This window comes from Bradyrhizobium sp. 186, assembly GCF_023101685.1.
Taxonomy (GTDB): domain Bacteria; phylum Pseudomonadota; class Alphaproteobacteria; order Rhizobiales; family Xanthobacteraceae; genus Bradyrhizobium.
This window is the reverse complement of sequence record NZ_CP082164.1, coordinates 594,620-611,893: the sequence shown is the minus strand read 5'-3', so window position 1 is coordinate 611,893 and position 17,274 is coordinate 594,620. Positions and strand designations below refer to the sequence as shown.

General features: G+C 64.7%; 15 protein-coding genes. 8 read left to right on the top strand and 7 right to left on the bottom strand.

Going from position 1 to position 17,274, the window contains the following annotated elements:
• Window positions 1–101: 101 nt before the first annotated feature.
• Both IVB18_RS02770 and IVB18_RS02765 read left to right on the top strand, forming a co-directional pair.
• Window positions 102–449, top strand: coding sequence for an MmcQ/YjbR family DNA-binding protein (locus tag IVB18_RS02770; protein WP_247987814.1), 348 nt, complete (start codon window positions 102–104; stop codon window positions 447–449).
• Window positions 450–457: 8 nt separating this feature from the next.
• On the top strand, window positions 458–1,024 hold the full coding sequence (locus tag IVB18_RS02765; protein ID WP_247987813.1) for a nucleotidyltransferase family protein: 567 nt from the start codon (window positions 458–460) through the stop codon (window positions 1,022–1,024).
• A 106-nt stretch (window positions 1,025–1,130) separates the two neighbouring features.
• On the opposite strand, the gene IVB18_RS02760 is transcribed toward IVB18_RS02765, so the two are convergent.
• The 3 genes from IVB18_RS02760 to IVB18_RS02750 form a co-directional block, all read right to left on the bottom strand.
• The gene (locus IVB18_RS02760; protein ID WP_247987812.1) at window positions 1,131–1,709 is read right to left on the bottom strand and encodes a PAN domain-containing protein; all 579 of its coding nucleotides are present in this window, start codon (window positions 1,707–1,709) and stop codon (window positions 1,131–1,133) included.
• 115 nt (window positions 1,710–1,824) lie between these two features.
• Window positions 1,825–3,195: a glutamate--cysteine ligase gene (locus tag IVB18_RS02755; RefSeq protein ID WP_247987811.1), complete on the bottom strand. Its 1,371-nt coding sequence runs from the start codon at window positions 3,193–3,195 to the stop codon at window positions 1,825–1,827.
• A 99-nt stretch (window positions 3,196–3,294) separates the two neighbouring features.
• Window positions 3,295–3,792: a MarR family winged helix-turn-helix transcriptional regulator gene (locus IVB18_RS02750; RefSeq protein WP_247987810.1), complete on the bottom strand. Its 498-nt coding sequence runs from the start codon at window positions 3,790–3,792 to the stop codon at window positions 3,295–3,297.
• Between the two features lie 127 nt (window positions 3,793–3,919).
• Between IVB18_RS02750 and gstA the strand changes: the two genes are divergently transcribed.
• A complete protein-coding gene (gene gstA, locus IVB18_RS02745; protein WP_247987809.1) occupies window positions 3,920–4,534 on the top strand; it encodes a glutathione transferase GstA in 615 nt (204 codons plus the stop codon).
• Between the two features lie 256 nt (window positions 4,535–4,790).
• A complete protein-coding gene (locus IVB18_RS02740) occupies window positions 4,791–5,099 on the top strand; it encodes a hypothetical protein (RefSeq protein WP_247987808.1) in 309 nt (102 codons plus the stop codon).
• 548 nt (window positions 5,100–5,647) lie between these two features.
• Here the strand turns inward: IVB18_RS02740 and IVB18_RS02735 are convergent.
• The 4 genes from IVB18_RS02735 to IVB18_RS02720 all read right to left on the bottom strand — a co-directional run bounded on the left by IVB18_RS02735 (window position 5,648) and on the right by IVB18_RS02720 (window position 11,579).
• On the bottom strand, window positions 5,648–7,858 hold the full coding sequence (locus IVB18_RS02735; protein WP_247987807.1) for an FAD-dependent oxidoreductase: 2,211 nt from the start codon (window positions 7,856–7,858) through the stop codon (window positions 5,648–5,650).
• 157 nt (window positions 7,859–8,015) lie between these two features.
• Window positions 8,016–9,224 carry an acetyl-CoA C-acetyltransferase gene (locus tag IVB18_RS02730; protein ID WP_247987806.1) on the bottom strand — a complete coding sequence of 403 codons (1,209 nt, stop codon included), beginning with the start codon at window positions 9,222–9,224 and terminating at the stop codon, window positions 8,016–8,018.
• Between the two features lie 64 nt (window positions 9,225–9,288).
• Complete coding sequence (locus IVB18_RS02725; RefSeq protein ID WP_247987805.1) at window positions 9,289–11,079, bottom strand: acyl-CoA dehydrogenase C-terminal domain-containing protein; 1,791 nt, start codon at window positions 11,077–11,079, stop codon at window positions 9,289–9,291.
• Window positions 11,080–11,183: 104 nt separating this feature from the next.
• Window positions 11,184–11,579 (bottom strand): nuclear transport factor 2 family protein, encoded by a 396-nt coding sequence (locus tag IVB18_RS02720; protein ID WP_247987804.1) that lies wholly within the window; start codon window positions 11,577–11,579, stop codon window positions 11,184–11,186.
• Between the two features lie 180 nt (window positions 11,580–11,759).
• Between IVB18_RS02720 and IVB18_RS02715 the strand changes: the two genes are divergently transcribed.
• From IVB18_RS02715 to IVB18_RS02700, 4 genes are all read left to right on the top strand, one after another.
• Window positions 11,760–12,350: a PadR family transcriptional regulator gene (locus IVB18_RS02715; protein ID WP_247987803.1), complete on the top strand. Its 591-nt coding sequence runs from the start codon at window positions 11,760–11,762 to the stop codon at window positions 12,348–12,350.
• A gap of 92 nt (window positions 12,351–12,442) precedes the next feature.
• Window positions 12,443–12,916 (top strand): antitoxin Xre/MbcA/ParS toxin-binding domain-containing protein, encoded by a 474-nt coding sequence (locus IVB18_RS02710; protein ID WP_247987802.1) that lies wholly within the window; start codon window positions 12,443–12,445, stop codon window positions 12,914–12,916.
• Complete coding sequence (locus IVB18_RS02705; RefSeq protein ID WP_247987801.1) at window positions 12,913–13,416, top strand: RES domain-containing protein; 504 nt, start codon at window positions 12,913–12,915, stop codon at window positions 13,414–13,416. The genes IVB18_RS02710 and IVB18_RS02705 overlap by 4 nt, the downstream gene beginning before the upstream one ends.
• A 372-nt stretch (window positions 13,417–13,788) precedes the next feature.
• Entirely contained in the window at window positions 13,789–17,145 is a 3,357-nt protein-coding gene (locus IVB18_RS02700; RefSeq protein ID WP_247987800.1) for a tetratricopeptide repeat protein, read from the top strand.
• The last annotated feature ends 129 nt before the right edge of the window (window positions 17,146–17,274 follow it).

Below are 17,274 nucleotides of genomic sequence, written 5' to 3'. Positions count from 1 at the left end.
ACACTGCTCCAGGCGGAACCCCGCAGCCACGATACCGTGTTCATGGTCCGTGTGCAGCGCCGGTTTCGGAGCTGGGGGCTCATGGTGAGGAGGCCCGTCGGATGACCTTCGACGACGTCAGAAAATTTGCGCTGACGTGGCCGGAGGTCGAGGACGGCACCTCCTACGGCACGCCCGCACTGAAAGTGCGCAAGAAGATGCTCGTGCGGTTGAAGGAGGACGGCGACAGTTTGGTGATGCCGGACGTGCCGATCGACGAGCGCGCGATGCTGGTCGACAGCCAGCCCAAGATTTTCTATTTCACCGATCACTACGCCGATTATCCGATCGTGCTGATCCGCCTGTCTAAGGCCAAGCGCGAGATCGTCGAGCCGTTCTTGCGGCGGCGCTGGCGCGCGCTGGCATCGAAGACGGCGCGTGCGAGCTATGACACGCGCGAGGGCGCGTGAGCGGCGCGATGGACGAAGCGCGCTTCCTCGCGCTGGCACTGAAGAATCCGGTCAACGTTGCCATCATCGACGAACTCCACAGCCTCGCGCTACCGGATGCATGGCTGGTCGCGGGGTGCCTGGCGCAGACGGTCTGGAATGTGCTCACGGGCCGCGCGATCGATCATGGCATCTCCGATTACGACGCCTTCTATTTCGATCCCGATACCTCGTGGGAGGCGGAGGACAGTGTGATCCGCAGGCTGCATGAGCGGCTTGGGCATCTCGGTGCCAAGGTCGAGATCCGCAACCAGGCGCGCGTGCACCTGTGGTATCCCGACAAGCACGGCCTGCCCTATCCGCCCCTGACGCGCGCGACAGATGGCATCGACCGCTTCCTTACGCAGAACACGCAAGTCGGAGTGAGGCGCGCAGGCGACGGCTACCAGGCCTACGCGCCGCACGGATTCGACGACGTCGAAAGACTGATCGTGCGGCCCAACCCGGGCCTGAATTTTTCCGCGGCGAACTACGTTACGAAAGCGGCGCGATGGCAGGCTCTGTGGCCGGAGATCACGGTGATTGCGTCGGAGTGAAGTAGGGTGGGCAAAGCGCAGCGTGCCCACCGACAGTCGTCGCGATCGCGGAGAGATGGTGGGCACGGCGCAAAATGCGCCTTAGCCCCACCCTACGGCACCTTGATTACCGCACCACGCCCGACGTGAACCCCGCCTTCCGGCGCGGCGGCTTGATTTCCTTTTTCAGGAAGCAGCGCGCCTCGCGGCCGGTATAGCCGGGGCGGGCATAGGTGAAGGCGCGGCATTTGTTGTCCGCAGTGCAGGCGGCCTTGCAGGCTTCCTCGCCTTCGCTGGCCTTGAGTTCGAAATTGCGCAGATCGCCGCCGGGGCGGTCGATCGACGTCTCTACGCCCTCGATGCGCGGCTCGATCACGCCAGCGCCGCGTACGCCCGAGATGCAGCAGCTTTGCGGCACGCGCGGCGGCACCGCGTTCTTGAGCCAGCACACCGCCGAGCCGCCTTCGACATCGGGATAGCTGAAGCTCCAGGAACGGCAACGGCGATCGCGCTCGCACAGCAGCGCGCAATCCTCGGGATCGCCCGACGTGACCGGCGTATTGAAATAGTCGCCGCCCGGCCGGTCGAACGCCGTCTGGGCGCGCGCAGGCCCGCTCGCAAGCGCGAGCGTCAGCAGCGCGACGCATGCCACGATGCTTGCCGCGACGCTTGCCATGACGGCCCCAGGCAGGCGGCCCTTCCCCATCGGAAACAGCTTTCGAGTTATTGACGACGCTCAGGTTTTTTTCAGCCGGTCATTTGATCGCCGCAAACCTGTATGGGCGATGAACGGCTTAAGTCCTGAGCGTCGGTCGATCGAACTAGAAAGCGTATTCCGCGTAGGCCGGTTCCACCGAGCCGTTCCAGGGACCGTTGAACTTGTCCAGCATCTCCTCCGCCGGGGTCCGGCCGGCATCGATGATGCGATCGAGCGGCTCCAGATGCCGAGTCTCGTCGCGGCCGAGCTGATCGATCCGGCCGCGGCGGCGCAGGCCCGCACGTGCCAGAACGAGGCATTCCTTGGCGATCTCGAACAGATAGCGGTCCTTGATCCGCGTCTTGAAGCCGAAGCGCGGCACGTCGTCGCGCAGCGCCTGCCGCTCATGCGCCGTCCAGTGCTTCACCACGTCCCATGCGGCATCGAGCGCGGTATCGTCATAGAGCAGTCCGACCCAGAACGCGGGCAGCGCCGGCAGCCGGCCCCAGGGGCCGCCATCGGAGCCGCGCATCTCGAGATAGCGCTTCAGCCGCACCTCCGGGAAGATCGTCGAGAGATGGTTGGCCCAGTCCGACAGTGTCGGACGTTCGCCGGGAAGGTTGTTGTTGCGGCCGTCGAAGAAGGCGCGGAACGAGGAGCCCGACACGTCGATGTACTCATCGCCGCGCTTGACGAAATACATGGGGACGTCGAGCGCGTAGTCGACATAGCGCTCGAAACCCATGCCGTCCTCGAATGCCCAGGGCATCATGCCCGCGCGCGCATTGTCGGTGTCGCGCCAGATCTCGGAACGGAAGGAGAGGAAGCCGTTGGGCTGGCCTTCGGTGAACGGCGAATTGGCGAACAGTGCGGTCGCGATCGGCTGGAGCGCGACCGACACGCGCAGCTTCTTGACCATGTCGGCTTCGGACGAGAAGTCGAGATTGGTCTGCACCGTGCAGGTCCGGTACATCATGTCGAGGCCGTACTGGCCGACCTTCGGCATGTAGTTGGTCATGATCTTGTAGCGGCCCTTGGGCATCACCGGGATGTCGGCGCGCGACCAGGACGGCGTCATGCCGAGCCCGAGGAAACCGATGCCGAGCGGCGTTGCGATCTCGCGCACCTGCGCCAGATGCGCCATCAGCTCGCTTTGGGTCTGGTGCACGGTCTCCACCGGCGCGCCGGAGAGCTCGAACTGTCCGCCGGGCTCGAGCGAGATCGCGCCACCGCCGGTGACGTCGTAGAGGCCGATGATGTTGCCCTTCTCCATGATCGGCTCCCAGCCGAGCAGGAGCTTCATGCCTTCGAGCAGCGCGCCGATGCCGCGCGCGCCGTCGTAAGGCACGGGACGGTGGTCTTCGAGCGTGAACGGCGTCTTCTCATGCTCGGTGCCGATGCGGAATTCGGACGGGTCCTTGCAGCCTTCCTCGAACCACGCGACGAGCTCGTCGCGCGATTGCAGCGGCGTCATATCGATCTGGTCTCGCGCCATATCAAACTCTAATCAAAGGCGCTTCGATTGAATGCGCGCGGGTGACAGGGATGGTCCGCGAACCCTGCGGTTGCGCGGACCTGCTGGTTTGCCGCGCGATCATCGCGACGGCGTGCTTTCGTTGACGTTGACGACGGGCGGCAGTTTCATCTCGCCGCACGCGCAGCCGAGGCGGTCGAGCAGACCGCTGAGCTTGACGGCATCCGTATCTGACAGTTTCGAACCGACATATTTCTCGATCGCAGCCGAATAGGCGCCCCACATCCGCTTCTGCAACTCGCGGCCGGCTTCCGTGATCTCGACGAACTGGCCGCGCTTGTCGATCTTGCATTCGCGCCGCAATGCGAGCCCCTCGTCGACGAGCCGGTCGATCAGCCGCGAGGTGGAGTATTGCGGGATCAGCATCTGCCGTTCGAGCTCCACCGGCCGCAGCTCGCCCGAGGGCGCACGCGAGAGTTCGAGCAGCGCGTCATACCAGGCCAGTGGCGGGAAGCCGGCCTTCTTCAGATCCTGCTCGACGCAGCCGAGCACACGGCTCTGCACCCGCATCAGGCGGATCCAGGCGGAGGTTGCCTCGGTCGATGGCTTGCGTTTCATGGTCCCGCTCAAACTCGTCGCCCGTCTCTTACCCCACTCGATGCACCTGCATCAATCTTGACTATTGCATGCAGGCGCATGTAGGCGTTTCTTTCGCCCCAACCAAGCGTCAAGAGGAGGAAATTCCATGAAACTCTATTACACGCCCGGCGCCTGCTCCCTGTCCCCCCACATCGCGCTCCTGGAAGCCGGCCTGCCCTATGAGCTGATCAAGGTCGATCTCCGGGCCAAGAAGCTCGAAAATGGTGAGGATTATCTGAAGCTGAATCCCAAGGGCCAAGTCCCTGCGCTGGGCCTCGATAGCGGGGAGATCGTGACCGAAGGACCGGTCATTGTCCAGATGATCGCCGACCGGGCCTCGGCCAAGGCGCTGGCGCCGGCCCGCGACAGCTCCGAACGCTACAAGCTGCTGGAGTGGCTGAACTTCCTCACCTCGGAGGTGCACAAGAGCTTCGGCCCATTGTTCGCGCCGGCACTGAACGATGAGGCCAAGGCGTTCTTCAAGGACCGGGTCATGGGCAAGCTGAAATACATCGACAGCCAGCTCGCCGGCCGCGACTACCTCATGGGCAGGCAGTTCACGGTCGCCGACGGCTATCTCTTCACGATGTTGACCTGGGGCGACCGGATGAAGTTCGACCTCTCGGCGATGCCGAACCTCACCGCCTACAAGGCCCGCGTCGCGGCGCGGCCGATGGTGCAGGAAGCGCTGAAGAAGGAAGGGCTGGCCCAGGCCGCGTAAAGCGGCTGGCGCCATCGCCACGCAAAAGGCCGGATCGGTGATCCGGCCTTTTCTGTTTGGGCGATCGGAAATGCGGCGCTGGAAGGGTGCTGAAGCTCAAATGCGAAATCGATAAAGAGGGTAGCACCGGACCACCATACCTCTGACGAGCGTTATGAACCGAGGTTCGCGAAATGTCAGAAAGACTGTCTTGTTACTGCCTGCGAAGCGGGCAAAGCTCGATTGCGGAGCGCCTGCGCTCTCATTGGAGTTGAAGTTGACGATTGCCTTTATACTGATGCTTGCGAGTGCGTTGGTGGGAGCGGCGACCGGTTTCGTATTCAAGATCTGGGCGCTGATCCTGATCTCCCCGCTCATTGCAATTTTTTCCGCAATTGTTCTTCGCGCTTACGAATTTGGGATGATGGCAGGCGTGACCGTCATCGCCATCTGTCTTGCCGTCTGTCAGCTCGCCTATCTCGCGGCAACGTATCTGTTGCACACGCGGGACATCTCATCCCATGAGGAGGTCGACGGCGAGCCAGGCGAGGCTGGCGAGCAGAAAATCCGCCGCCAGCACAAGTGACGCCAACGCTGCCCAAAACACCGGCCCCTTGCGGCGCAGCCGCGCGGACTTCTGCCGCGGCAAGCGGCCGCCAGGCGCGAACGCAACATAATTCGCGAGATCGCGATCGAGCGCGGTCTTCCGCAGCACCAAAGAGTTCATTGAGGACACTTTCTTCTTTGATCTTCAACTTGCCGATGGATCGGCAAGTGTCCCGACAAGATTCGTGAGGGTTCGTGACCCGACTGATTAGCAAGAGTAGTGCCAAGGCCGAGCAAAAGAACGGCGCCCCTTTGACGCCTCTATGACAATTGCGCGACGGGTTGGCACCGTGACTATGGCAGGTTCTCTACGCAGATTCTGTGGCCGGTTCCACAAAACAGGAAGGATCCTGACGCAACCGTGATGAGCCCGCCTGGACATGCGAAAGGCCGGATCGATGATCCGGCCTTTCTTGTTTAACTATCTCTGAAGCGTAGCCCGGATGGAGCGAAGCGCAATCCGGGTCTTCACATGCGGGCGAGCCTGTCCCGGATTTCGCTTCGCTCCATCCGGGCTACGAGCGCCTGTCAGGCCGCCTTCTTCGGCGCGAAGCGGCCGTAGAAGGTTTCTCCCTTCGCAGCCATCTCCTCGAGAAGTTTCGGCGGGGTGAAGCGCGAGCCGTACTTCGCTTCGAGCTTGTGGCAGAGCTCGACGAATTTCTTCGTGCCCATGAAGTCGATGTAGGACAGCGTGCCGCCGGTGAACGGGGCGAAGCCGAAGCCGAGGATCGAGCCGACATCAGCCTCGCGCGGATCGGTGATGACGTGGTCCTCCACCGTGCGCGCGGCTTCTACCGCCTGCACCACCAGGAAACGCTGCTTCAGCTCCTCGATGTCGAGCGTATCGGGGTCGAGCTGCTTCGGCTGCAGCGCGGAGAGGCCCGGCCACAGACTCTTCTGGCCCTTGCCCTTCTCCGGATAGTCGTAGAAGCCCTTGCTGTTCTTGCGGCCCAACCGGCCCTGCTTCTCGACCAGCTCCACCATCAGCTTCTTCTGATCGGGATTGATGGCGTTCGGACCGAGGTCCGCTTCAGTGGCCTTCATGATCTTGAGGCCGAGGTCGAGCGCGACTTCGTCGGACAGCGAGAGCGGACCGACCGGCATGCCGGCCATCTTGGCGCAGTTCTCGATCATCGCCGGCGGCACGCCTTCCAAGAACATCTCGTTGCCTTCGGCAACGTAGCGGCCGACGCAGCGGTTGGCGAAGAAGCCGCGGCTGTCGTTGACCACGATCGGCGTCTTGCCGATCTGCCGGACGTAGTCGAGCGCGGTCGCAAGCGCGAGGTCGCCGGTGTTCTTGCCCTTGATGATCTCGACCAACATCATCTTCTCGACCGGCGAGAAGAAGTGGATGCCGACGAACTTGCCCTGGTCCTTGAACGCTTCGGCCAGCGAGGTGATCGGCAGCGTGGACGTGTTGGACGCGAAAACCACGTCCGGCTTGAGATGCTCCTGCGCCTTGGCAAATGTCCCCGCCTTGACCTTGCGGTCCTCGAACACGGCCTCGATGACGAGATCGACGTCCTTCAGCGTTGCGTAGTCCGCGGTCGGCGTGATGCGCGCGAGCAGCGCTTCGGCGTCGGCGGGCTTGGCGCGGCCCTTCTTGATCTGCTCCTCGATCACCTTCTGCGCATGCGCCTTGCCCTTGTCGGCGCTCTCCTGGTCACGGTCGATCAGGACCACGTCGAGGCCGGCGCGGGCCGAGACGTAGCCGACGCTCGCGCCCATGAAGCCGGCGCCGATCACGGCGATCTTCTTCACCTTGGTCGGGGCTACGTCCTTCGGACGGCGCGCGCCCTTGTTGAGCTCCTGCATCGACAGGAACAGGCTGCGGATCATCGCGGCCGCTTCCTTTGAGCGCAGCACCGAGGTGAAGTAACGCGATTCGACGCGCAGCGCGGCGTCGATCGGCAACTGGAGCCCTTCATAGACGCAGCTCATGATCGCGCGCGCGGCCGGATAGTTGTCGTAGGTCTCGCGGCGATAGATGGCGTTGCCGGCCGGGAACATCATCATGCCGGCCTTGGAGAAGACCGGGCCGCCGGGGAGCTTGAAACCCTTCTCGTCCCAGGGCGCGACGGCCTTGCCGCCGCCCTTGATCCAATCCTTCGCCGCCTTGACGAGATCGGCAGCCGGAACGATGGCGTGAATGAGATTCAGCGCCTTCGCCTTCTCGATCGTGACCGGGTCGCCCTTGAGCAGGATCATCATCGCGTCCTGCGGCGGCACCAGGCGCGGCACGCGCTGCGTGCCGCCGGCGCCGGGGAACAGGCCGACCTTGACCTCAGGCAGGCCGAAGCGCGTCTTGGGATTCTCCGCCGCCACACGGTAGTGGCAGCACAGCGTGATCTCGAAACCACCACCGAGCGCGAGGCCGTTGATCGCGGCAGCCCAAGGCTTGCCTGAAGTTTCGATGGAGCGCAGCACCTGCGAGAAGCGTCGGCTCCGATCGAACAGCATCTGGTTCGCCGCGGTCTCGCCCTGCTCCTTGAAGACTTTTGCGTAGGCCTGGTTCATGCCCTCGAGCATCGAGAGGTCGGCGCCGGCGCAGAAGGCGTCCTTGGCGGAGGTGATGACGACGCCCTTCACCGCGGCGTCAGCCGTGGTCGCCTTGACGATCACCTCGAGCTCGCTGGTCGAGGTGTCGTCGAGCACGTTCATCGAACGGCCCGGGATATCCCAGGTGACGAGCGCGATGCCGTCGGCGTCGGTCTCAACCTTGAAGTTCTTGTAAGCCATGTTGGTGCTCCTCGGTGCCGCAGCCAGTCTTTCGGCGCGGCGGTTGACTGTGACCTCGTAGGGTGGGCAAAGGCGCCCTTGCGCCGTGCCCACCATTATTTGTTGAGACGTCGGTGGTGGGCACGCTTCGCTTTGCCCACCCTACGCAGCTACGTCGCTACACCCGCTCGATGATGGTCGCGGTGCCCATGCCGCCGCCGATGCACAGCGTGACAAGTGCGGTGGACTTGTTGGTGCGCTCGAGTTCGTCGAGCACGGTGCCCAAGATCATTGCGCCGGTGGCGCCGAGCGGATGGCCGAGCGCAATCGCACCGCCATTGACGTTGATCTTGGCGTTGTCGATGTCGAAGGCCTGGATGTAGCGCAGCACGACGGAGGCAAAGGCCTCGTTGAGCTCGAACAGGTCGATGTCGGATTTCTTCATGCCCGAGCGCGCGAACAGCTTTTCGGTGACGTCGACCGGACCGGTCAGCATCATCGCGGGCTCCGAGCCGATGTTCGCAAACGCGCGGATCTTGGCGCGCGGCTTCAGGCCGTACTTGCTAGCCGCCTCCTTGCTGCCGAGCAGCACGGCGCCGGCACCGTCGACGATGCCCGACGAGTTGCCGGCATGGTGGACGTAGTTGACGCGCTCGATCTCCGGATGCGACTGCACCGCGACGCCATCGAAGCCGCCCATCTGCGCCATCATCGTGAACGCCGGCTGGAGCTGCGCCAGCGACTGCATCGTCGTCGACGGACGCATGTGCTCGTCCTTGGCCAGAATGGTGAGGCCGTTGATGTCCTTTACCGGCACCACGGACTTGTTGAAGCGGCCCTCGTCCCACGCCTTGGCCGCGCGCTGCTGGCTCTGCACCGCGTAGGCGTCGACATCGTCACGGGAGAAGCCGTATTTGGTGGCGATCAGGTCGGCCGACACGCCCTGCGGCATGAAGTAGGACGGCACCGCCATCGAGGGATCCATCGGCCAGGCGCCGCCGGAGGCGCCGATGCCGACGCGGCTCATCGATTCCGCACCGCCGCCGATCACGAGGTCATGCTGGCCGCTCATCACTTGCGCGGCAGCGAAATTCACGGCGTCGAGGCCGGATGCACAGAAGCGGCTGATCTGCACGCCGGGCACGGCCTCGCCGAGACCCGCTTTCAGCGCCGCGAAGCGCGCAATGTCGGAGCCCGCCTCGCCGACGGGATCGACCACGCCGAGCACGACGTCGTCGACAGTGTCTTCCGGCAGGTTGTTGCGGTCCTTCAGCGCCTTCAGCGGCACGGTCGCAAGCGCAAGCGCGGTCACTTCGTGCAGCGCGCCGTCGGCCTTGCCGCGGCCGCGGGGGGTGCGGACGTGATCGTAGATGAATGCCTCAGGCATGACGCCCTCCTGATATGATGATCTTGATCTGATAGTGGACGGGTCGCGGGCGGAAAAAGCGGCCTTAAAAGGCTTCCGCCGGCAATTCCATGATGGTGGCGCTGCCGGCCTGGATACGCGCGAGATTGGCCGCGGTCTCCGGCAGCATCCGCTCCATGAAGAAGCGGCCGGTAACGAGCTTGGTCGAAAGATAGGGCGTCGCCCCGCTGTCGGCAATCTTGGCCTGGGTCACTTTCGCCATGCGGGCCCACATGTAGCCGAGCGCGACGAAGCCGAACAGATGCAGGTAATCGGTTGCGGCAGCGCCGGCATTGTCCGGCTTCGCCATCGCGTTCTGCATCAGCCAGGTCGTGGCCTGCTGGAGGTGACCGAGCGCGGTCGAGAGCGGGGTGATAAACGGCTTCATCGCCTCGTCGCCGCCGTTCTCCTTGGCGAAGGCCATGACCTCGCCGAAGAACGCCATGATGGCGCGGCCGCCGTCGCGCGGCAGCTTGCGGCCGACGAGGTCGAGGGCCTGGATGCCGTTGGCGCCTTCATAAATCATGGCGATGCGGGCATCGCGCACGAACTGCTCCATGCCCTGCTCGGCGATGTAGCCGTGGCCACCATACATCTGCTGCGCCTGCACCGCATTGGCAAAGCCGTATTCGGTGAGAAAACCTTTCAGCACCGGCGTCATCAGGCCCATGTGATCGTCGGCGGCCTGGCGGTCCTTGGGATCCTCGGAGCGGTGGGCGACGTCGCTCTTCAGCGCGGTCCACATCACGAAGGCGCGCGCGGCCTCGTTGAAGGCGCGGATCGAGAGCAGCGTGCGGCGCACGTCGGGATGCACGATGATCGGATCGGCGGGCTTGTCCGCCGCCTTGGTGCCGGTGAGCGAACGGCCCTGGATGCGCTCGCGGGCATAGGCAGCCGCGTTCTGATAGGCGACTTCGGACTGCGCGAGACCCTGCACGGCGACGCCGAGGCGAGCCTCGTTCATCATCACGAACATGCCCTGCATGCCCTTGTTCTCTTCGCCGATCAGCCAACCGGTGGCGCCGTCGTAGTTCATCACGCAGGTGGAATTGCCGTGGATGCCCATCTTGTGCTCGATCGAGCCGCAGACCACGCCGTTGCGGGCGCCGACCGAACCGTCGGCATTGACCAGGAATTTCGGCACCACGAACAGCGACACGCCCTTGATGCCAGCGGGTGCGCCCTCGATGCGGGCAAGCACGAGGTGGATGATGTTGGGAGCCAGGTCATGCTCGCCTGCCGAGATGAAGATCTTGGTGCCGGTGATCCTGAAGCTGCCGTCGCTCTGACGCACCGCCTTGGTGCGGAGCATGCCGAGATCGGTGCCGCACTGCGGCTCGGTCAGGTTCATGGTGCCGGTCCACTCGCCCGCCACCATCTTCGGCACGTAGATCTGTTTCTGCTCCGGCGTGCCATGGACGATGAGCGCCGCGGTCGCGCCCATGGTGAGGCCGCCATACATCGAGAACGCCATGTTGGCCGAGCACTGGAATTCGTTGACGGCCTGGCTCAGCGTCACCGGCAGGCCCTGGCCGCCATACTCCGTCGGCGCCGACAGACCGAGCCAGCCGCCCTCGGCGACCTGCTTGAACGCGTCCTTGAAACCCTTCGGCGTGGTGACGCTGCCGTCATCGGCGCGCTTGCAGCCTTCGAGATCGCCGACACGATTGAGCGGCTGGAGCACCTCTTCCGCCAGCTTGGCGGCCTCGCCCAAAACCGCCTCGCGCACGTCGCTGGAGGCGTCGCTGAACCCAGCCAGATTGTCGTAGCGGTCGATCTGGAAGACGTCGTTGAGCAGGAAGTTCATGTCTTCGACGGGGGCTTTATAGATCGGCATGGCGTTCTCCCGGCATGGGCCTTGAAGTAGTGGAATTCTCTGAAGAGTCCCTGCGGCGCAGCGCGTGTCGCGAGCTTAGCTGCTTCTGCAACCTCAGGGCAGCGTCATGATTGGGCGGCGAGTTGCTCCGCCATCAGGCGATGCAGCATGTTGATGGCCTTGAGCGGACGCACCATCACCTTGAAATGCGTGATGCGGCCGTCAGCGTCGAAGGTGATGATGTCGACGCCGTTGATCTCGATGCCGTCGATCATGGTCTTGAATTCGAGCACGGCGCCGTTGTCGCTTGTCCATTCGCCGACATAGGTGAAGCCGGGGCCGCCGAGGACCTTCTCTGCGCTCGACAAATATTTGAAGGTGATGTCGCGCCCGCGCTGCGGCGAGTGCACGACGGGACTTTCGAAGACGGCGTCGGGATGCAGCAGGTCCCAGAGCGCCGTGCGGGCTCCAGCGCGGTCTTGGGACTTCATGTAGCCGTACCAGGAATCGAGGCCGGTCATGGTCAGGGTGCCTCCCTTGATAAAGGCCTTGGCAAAAAAGCGAAAACAACCCCATGCACAGTAGCGCGGAGGCCGGTGCCGGGCAGGTCTTGGGCCGCCTCATATGCACATTGACGCATATGCGCCGATGCGCATAATGTCAAGCTGGTTGGTCAAGGTCGAACAAGGGAGGCCGGTGCCATGGCACTTGGCGACGCAATCCTCGCATGCCTGACGGAACGCCCGATGACGGGCTACGAGCTCGCCAAGACGTTCGATTCATCGATCGGCTTTTTCTGGAAGGCCGACCACCAGCAGATCTACCGCGAGCTCTCCAAGCTGCGCGACCGCGGCTACATCCAGGGCCGCGAGGTCGTGCAATCCGGCAAGCCCAACAAGCTGGTTTATACGCTCGCTCCCGAGGGCCGAACAGCGCTGCGGCACTGGGCCGCCCGGCCGAGCACCCCGCCCTCGATCAAGGACGACCTGCTGGTCCGCCTCCATGCGCTTGATAGCATCGACATCGAGCCACTGCGCACCGACCTGATGGCCCGGCTGGAGCACCACCGCGACCGCCACGAGAACTACGAGCGCATCCTGAAGAAGCGCTTTCCGGAGGGAACGGCGTCGGGTGTGCTCGACCTCGGTAACCTGCTCCTGCTCCGCCTTGGCGCCCGGCATGAGCAGATGGTGGCCGACTTCTGCGAGGAGACGCTCGAGGCGCTGTCGGCGGTGAGCGGCAAGGGCACGGTGGTGCCGCTGGAGGACGGCAAGCGCGAGGGGAAGGGTTAAGTCGAGAGTACGCCCGGGAATCTTGCTGGCCATCACTTGAAAGTTGTCGCGCCACTTGTCATATTGGATACGACAAGTGGCGAGGATGATTGATGGGCGAACGAGCTCGATCTCCTGACGTCGTTCGGCTGGCGGCGGTCGCCCGACTTCTCGGAGGGACCTCGACCTTCCGGAAGATGCCTCGGAGCACGTTAGAGGCTCACGAAATTCTTTTGCATGGCCTTCCGTCCAAGGCACTGCTGCATTTCGTCGACAATCTCGTGTTTCTCCGCTGGGACGATTCGTTCGCCAGAGCAATCGGAATGAGCCATCGAACCTACCAGCGCCATACGGCCGAAAATACTGGACAGCTCAGCTCGGAGCAGAGCGGCCGCGCGTGGAAGCTTGCGGAGATACTGGCGAAAGCGACTTCGATTTTCGGATCGAAGGACGAGGCCGAGCAGTGGCTGGAGCGTCCGGCCATCGGCCTCGATCAATGCAAGCCGATCGATCTGCTGGCAACCCCTGCCGGCGTCGAGCTCGTCGAGGATTTTCTCGCACGGCTCGAGTATGGCGTTTATGCGTGACGCCACTTCCCGCTTCTCTCGGAGGTTCCGGGCTGGTGGCGTGGCGTCTCGATCAATCCAAATATGCAGCCACCTGGGACAATGGCGAGGGCGCGTTTCTGGTCGGCGGCCGCTGGAACAGCAGGGGTGTTCGCGCGGTGTACTGTTCGATCGATCCCGCGACAGCGATTCTGGAGGTTGCCGTCCACAAGGGATTTAGAGCGTTGGATAGCGTACCTCACGTGATCACGGCGGCAACCATCGATCCTGCCGGTGCCTTCGTGGTCGAGCCGGCGGCCGTTCCAAATCCCAACTGGCTGAGGCCGGGGATACCAAGTGCCGGCCAGCAGGCATTTGGGGATGATCTGCTCGCAAAGCACAGGTTCGTCGTGATTCCGAGTGTGGTTTCGACGGCGAGCTGGAACTTGATCTTCGTCGCCGCCAACGCCGCCAGCTCGTACAAGATGAGATCCCAGGAGCCATTTGCGCTGGACACCCGCTTGCATCCGCCGGGGCGCTAGCTAGGCGTGACGACCACACGTTTGATCGGTTTGATCACCCCTCCCGCTTGCGGGCAGGCAATCGTATATGGCCCAAGAGTTTGAGCGCTAACGGCTCGACCCGGCCATCCACACCTAGCCACGCGGCACGAAGAACGTGGATGCCCGGGACAAAGCTCGGGCATGACGAGCTTCGGCAATGAAGCCCCCGGTTCCCGCCGCCCAACTTTAAGACACCGGCGACGCGTTCCTTAACCCGTTATTTACCGTAACAGGAAAAAGTCGGTTTTCGAGGCAGACGACCCGCGCCAAATTCGATTGTCTTGCAACCGGCACGCGTGGGGAGATTGGAGGCGCCGGGTGGGGCGCCGGGAGTCGGAACCGGACAGAGTCATGAATTCGCGCGTATCGTGGAGTGTTGACGGCATCGATCCATCCGTCCGGGAGCGGGCCGAAGCTGCTGCGCGTCGCGCCGGCATGTCACTCAACGATTGGCTGAATTCCACGCTCGGCGAGTCTGCCGCGCCTAACTTTCGCGGGCCTTACGAGCAGCGTCCGCAAGCCCCCATCCTCCCAAGCGACGAGAGCCGCGAAGTCGCCGACATCCACCAGCGGCTCGACGCGATCACCCAGCAGATCGAACGGATTTCAAAGCCCGCGCCGCGCCAAGAGGTCTCGCGCGAGCAGGGCGTCGCGCGCCAGCTGAACGACGCCATCTCTCGCCTCGACGCGCGGCTGTCGCAAATCTCAAAGCCACAGCAGGCGCAGCAACCTCCGGCACCGCGGCCGGCAGCCGTTGAGACGCGCCAGCGCCAGGCCGGTGCGGTCGAGCGCGCGGCAGCACAGGTCTATCGCAGCTCGCCGCCGCTGAGCCCAGCCTCGTTCGACGTCGCGGTCGCCGAGATCACCGCACGCCAGAGCGAGCTCGACGGCTTTGCGCCGCGGCAGATGCCGCCGCGCGCCGCGCCATCGATCGCGCCGATGGCGCCGCCTGCCCCGTCCTATGCTCCGCCGCAGCAGCCGCAGCCGGATTTCTCGTCGCTCGAACGACACCTGCTCAAGATCACCAGCCAGATCGAGGCGCTCCAGCGCCCCGACAATAGCGAGCAGTCGGTCAACGCCTTCCGCAACGAGCTCGCGGAGATCCGTCACGCCATCACCGAGGCGATGCCACGCCGCGCGATCGAATCGATCGAGAACGAGATCCGCTCGCTGCACCGGCGCATCGACGAGACCCGCTCCACCGGCACCGACGGCCAGGCGCTCGCCGGCGTCGAGCACGCACTGTCCGAGATCAAGCAGGTGCTGCGCACGCTGACGCCGGCCGAGCAGCTCACCGGCTATGACGAGGCGATCCGCAATCTCGGCGCCAAGCTCGACCTGATTTTGCGCGCCAATGACGATCCGTCGACGGTGCGCCAGCTTGAAGGCGCGATCTCGGCGCTGCGCGGCATCGTCTCCAACGTCGCCTCCAACGAGGCGCTGGCACGGCTCTCCGACGACGTGCAGCTGTTGTCGTCCAAGGTCGACCAGATCACCCGCTCGTCCGGTCCCGGCGATAGCTTCGCCGTGCTGGAGCAGCGCATCGCGGCGCTGACTGCCGCACTGGAAACGCGCGAGCGGCCGACGCCGTCCGAAAGCACCGAACATCTCGAAAGCGCGATCCGGGCACTGTCGGACCGCTTCGACCGCATGCAGGTCGGCAGCGACTCGGCTTCGACCTTTGCGCATCTGGAGCAGCGGGTCTCGTATCTGCTGGAGCGGATCGAGGCCGCCTCCGATCCGCGCAGCGGCAATCTCAGCCGCGTCGAGGACGGGCTGCACGACATCCTGCGACACCTGGAGCGGCAGCAGGCGACCTATTCCGCGCTGGCCGAGAGCCGCAGCTCGGCACCGCCTCCCGATTCCGGCGTGGTCGACCTCGTCAAGCGCGAGCTTTCCGACATCCGCTACAGCCAGGCCGAGACCAACCGGAGCACCCAGGACTCGCTTGAAGCCGTGCACAATACGCTCGGCCACGTCGTCGATCGCCTTTCCATGATCGAGGGCGATCTGCGCACGGTGCGCACCGCGCCGCCGGCAGCTGCGCCGATGCCGATGCCGATCGCTGCCCCGATCGAGCCGGCGCCGGTGGCGCGCGAGCAGCGGCCACAGCAGCCGCAGCCGAAATACGACCCAAAGCCGGAGCTGCCCAATCCGGCCGCCGCGCAAGCGGCGCAGGCCGCCTTCGCGGCCGCGCCGCGCGAATTCCACGCCGCGGCATCGGCCGCGCCGCCGCCGGTGCCAACGGCACCGCCGGTTCCGCCACGCGCGATCAGCGAAATCCTCGAGCCGCATACGGCGCCTGCGCGCGCTGCGATTGCGCCCGAATTGCCGCCCGATCATCCGCTCGAACCGGGTACGCGGCCGGGCGGACGCGTCGCCACACCGTCGGAGCGCATTGCCGCGTCCGAAAGCGCGATCAGCGAAATCCCCGCCGCGCCGAAGGAACCGGTGTCGTCGTCGAGCTTCATCGCGGCCGCGCGCCGCGCCGCGCAGGCTGCCGCCGCGCAGCCTGAGAAGACCGGCCGCGCCGCCAAGGCCTCAACCGCTGGCCGCACCAAGGACAAAGGCCAGGAAGGTGGCTCGACCATCACCTCAAAAATCCGTTCGCTGCTGGTCGGCGCGAGCGTGGTCGTGATCGTGCTCGGTACCTTCAAGATGGCGATGAACCTCCTCGATGGCGGCAGCCCGCCGCCGCAAGCGGTGGAGAATACGTCGAGCGGTCCTGCGCCGCAGGCCCCGCCGCCGCCCGTCGAGAACAAGCCGGCCGCACCCGAGCAAATCACGCCGTCGATGACCTCGCCGACACCGATCGGACGGCAGTCGCAAAACAATTCCGCGCCGGCTGCGATCCCCAATTCGGGCAGTTCGGCCTCGGTTGAAATCCCGCCGGCCCCTCCCGCGGCGCCACCGCCCGCGGCTGCCAGCGATGTCACCGGCGCGCTTTCGGGCGCAAGCCGTGCGAAGCTCGGCCTCATCCAGGTGCCGCCGAGCGAGAAGCTGCCTGACGGCATCGGCGGCCCAGTGCTGCGCACTGCCGCGATGAAGGGCGATGCGGCCGCGGCCTACGAGATCGGCCTACGCTTTGCCGAGGGCAAGGGCACGCCGACGAATTACGACGAAGCCGCCAAATGGTACGACCGCGCGGCGCAGGCCGGCGTCGTGCCCGCGACCTTCCGGCTCGGCACGCTCTACGAGAAGGGCCTCGGCGTGAAGAAGGACGCCGACATCGCCCGCCGCTATTACACGCAAGCCGCCGAACGCGGCAACGCCAAGGCGATGCACAATCTCGCGGTGCTCGATGCCGACGGCGGCGGACGCGGCGCCAACTACAAGAGCGCGGCACAGTGGTTCCGCAAAGCCGCCGATCGCGGCGTCGCCGACAGCCAGTTCAACCTCGGCATCCTTTACGCCCGTGGTATCGGCGTCGAACAGAACCTCGCCGAATCCTATAAATGGTTCAGCCTCGCGGCGGCCCAGGGCGATGCGGATGCGTCGGGCAAGCGCGACGACGTCGCCAAGCGCCTCGACCCGCAATCGCTTGCCGCCGCCAAGCTTGCGATCCAGACGTTCAGTGCCGAGCCGCAGCCTGATGACGCCGTCAACGTGGTGGCGCCCGCCGGCGGCTGGGACAGCGCGCCGCAGGTAAACGCGAAGCCAGCGCCGAAGGCGGTCGCGACCAAGCGCGCGGCCTCAGCTGTGCATTGATCGCGATCGTCCACCAGGCCTGAGAATTCCTGATCCGCCCGTGGCGAAAAACGCCGCGGGCGGATCGATTCATGGTCCCGTACGTCAGCGAATTCGGCTATTGAGGGGCGCGGCAATCGTTCCGTCTCC

Coding starts and splice junctions, on each gene's coding strand:
- IVB18_RS02770 (WP_247987814.1), top strand. CDS start 102: ATGACCTTCGACGACGTCAGAAAATTTGCGCTGACGTGGCCGGAGGTC.
- IVB18_RS02765 (WP_247987813.1), top strand. CDS start 458: ATGGACGAAGCGCGCTTCCTCGCGCTGGCACTGAAGAATCCGGTCAAC.
- IVB18_RS02760 (WP_247987812.1), bottom strand. CDS start 1,709: ATGGGGAAGGGCCGCCTGCCTGGGGCCGTCATGGCAAGCGTCGCGGCA.
- IVB18_RS02755 (WP_247987811.1), bottom strand. CDS start 3,195: ATGGCGCGAGACCAGATCGATATGACGCCGCTGCAATCGCGCGACGAG.
- IVB18_RS02750 (WP_247987810.1), bottom strand. CDS start 3,792: ATGAAACGCAAGCCATCGACCGAGGCAACCTCCGCCTGGATCCGCCTG.
- gstA (WP_247987809.1), top strand. CDS start 3,920: ATGAAACTCTATTACACGCCCGGCGCCTGCTCCCTGTCCCCCCACATC.
- IVB18_RS02735 (WP_247987807.1), bottom strand. CDS start 7,858: ATGGCTTACAAGAACTTCAAGGTTGAGACCGACGCCGACGGCATCGCG.
- IVB18_RS02730 (WP_247987806.1), bottom strand. CDS start 9,224: ATGCCTGAGGCATTCATCTACGATCACGTCCGCACCCCCCGCGGCCGC.
- IVB18_RS02725 (WP_247987805.1), bottom strand. CDS start 11,079: ATGCCGATCTATAAAGCCCCCGTCGAAGACATGAACTTCCTGCTCAAC.
- IVB18_RS02720 (WP_247987804.1), bottom strand. CDS start 11,579: ATGACCGGCCTCGATTCCTGGTACGGCTACATGAAGTCCCAAGACCGC.
- IVB18_RS02715 (WP_247987803.1), top strand. CDS start 11,760: ATGGCACTTGGCGACGCAATCCTCGCATGCCTGACGGAACGCCCGATG.
- IVB18_RS02710 (WP_247987802.1), top strand. CDS start 12,443: ATGGGCGAACGAGCTCGATCTCCTGACGTCGTTCGGCTGGCGGCGGTC.
- IVB18_RS02700 (WP_247987800.1), top strand. CDS start 13,789: ATGAATTCGCGCGTATCGTGGAGTGTTGACGGCATCGATCCATCCGTC.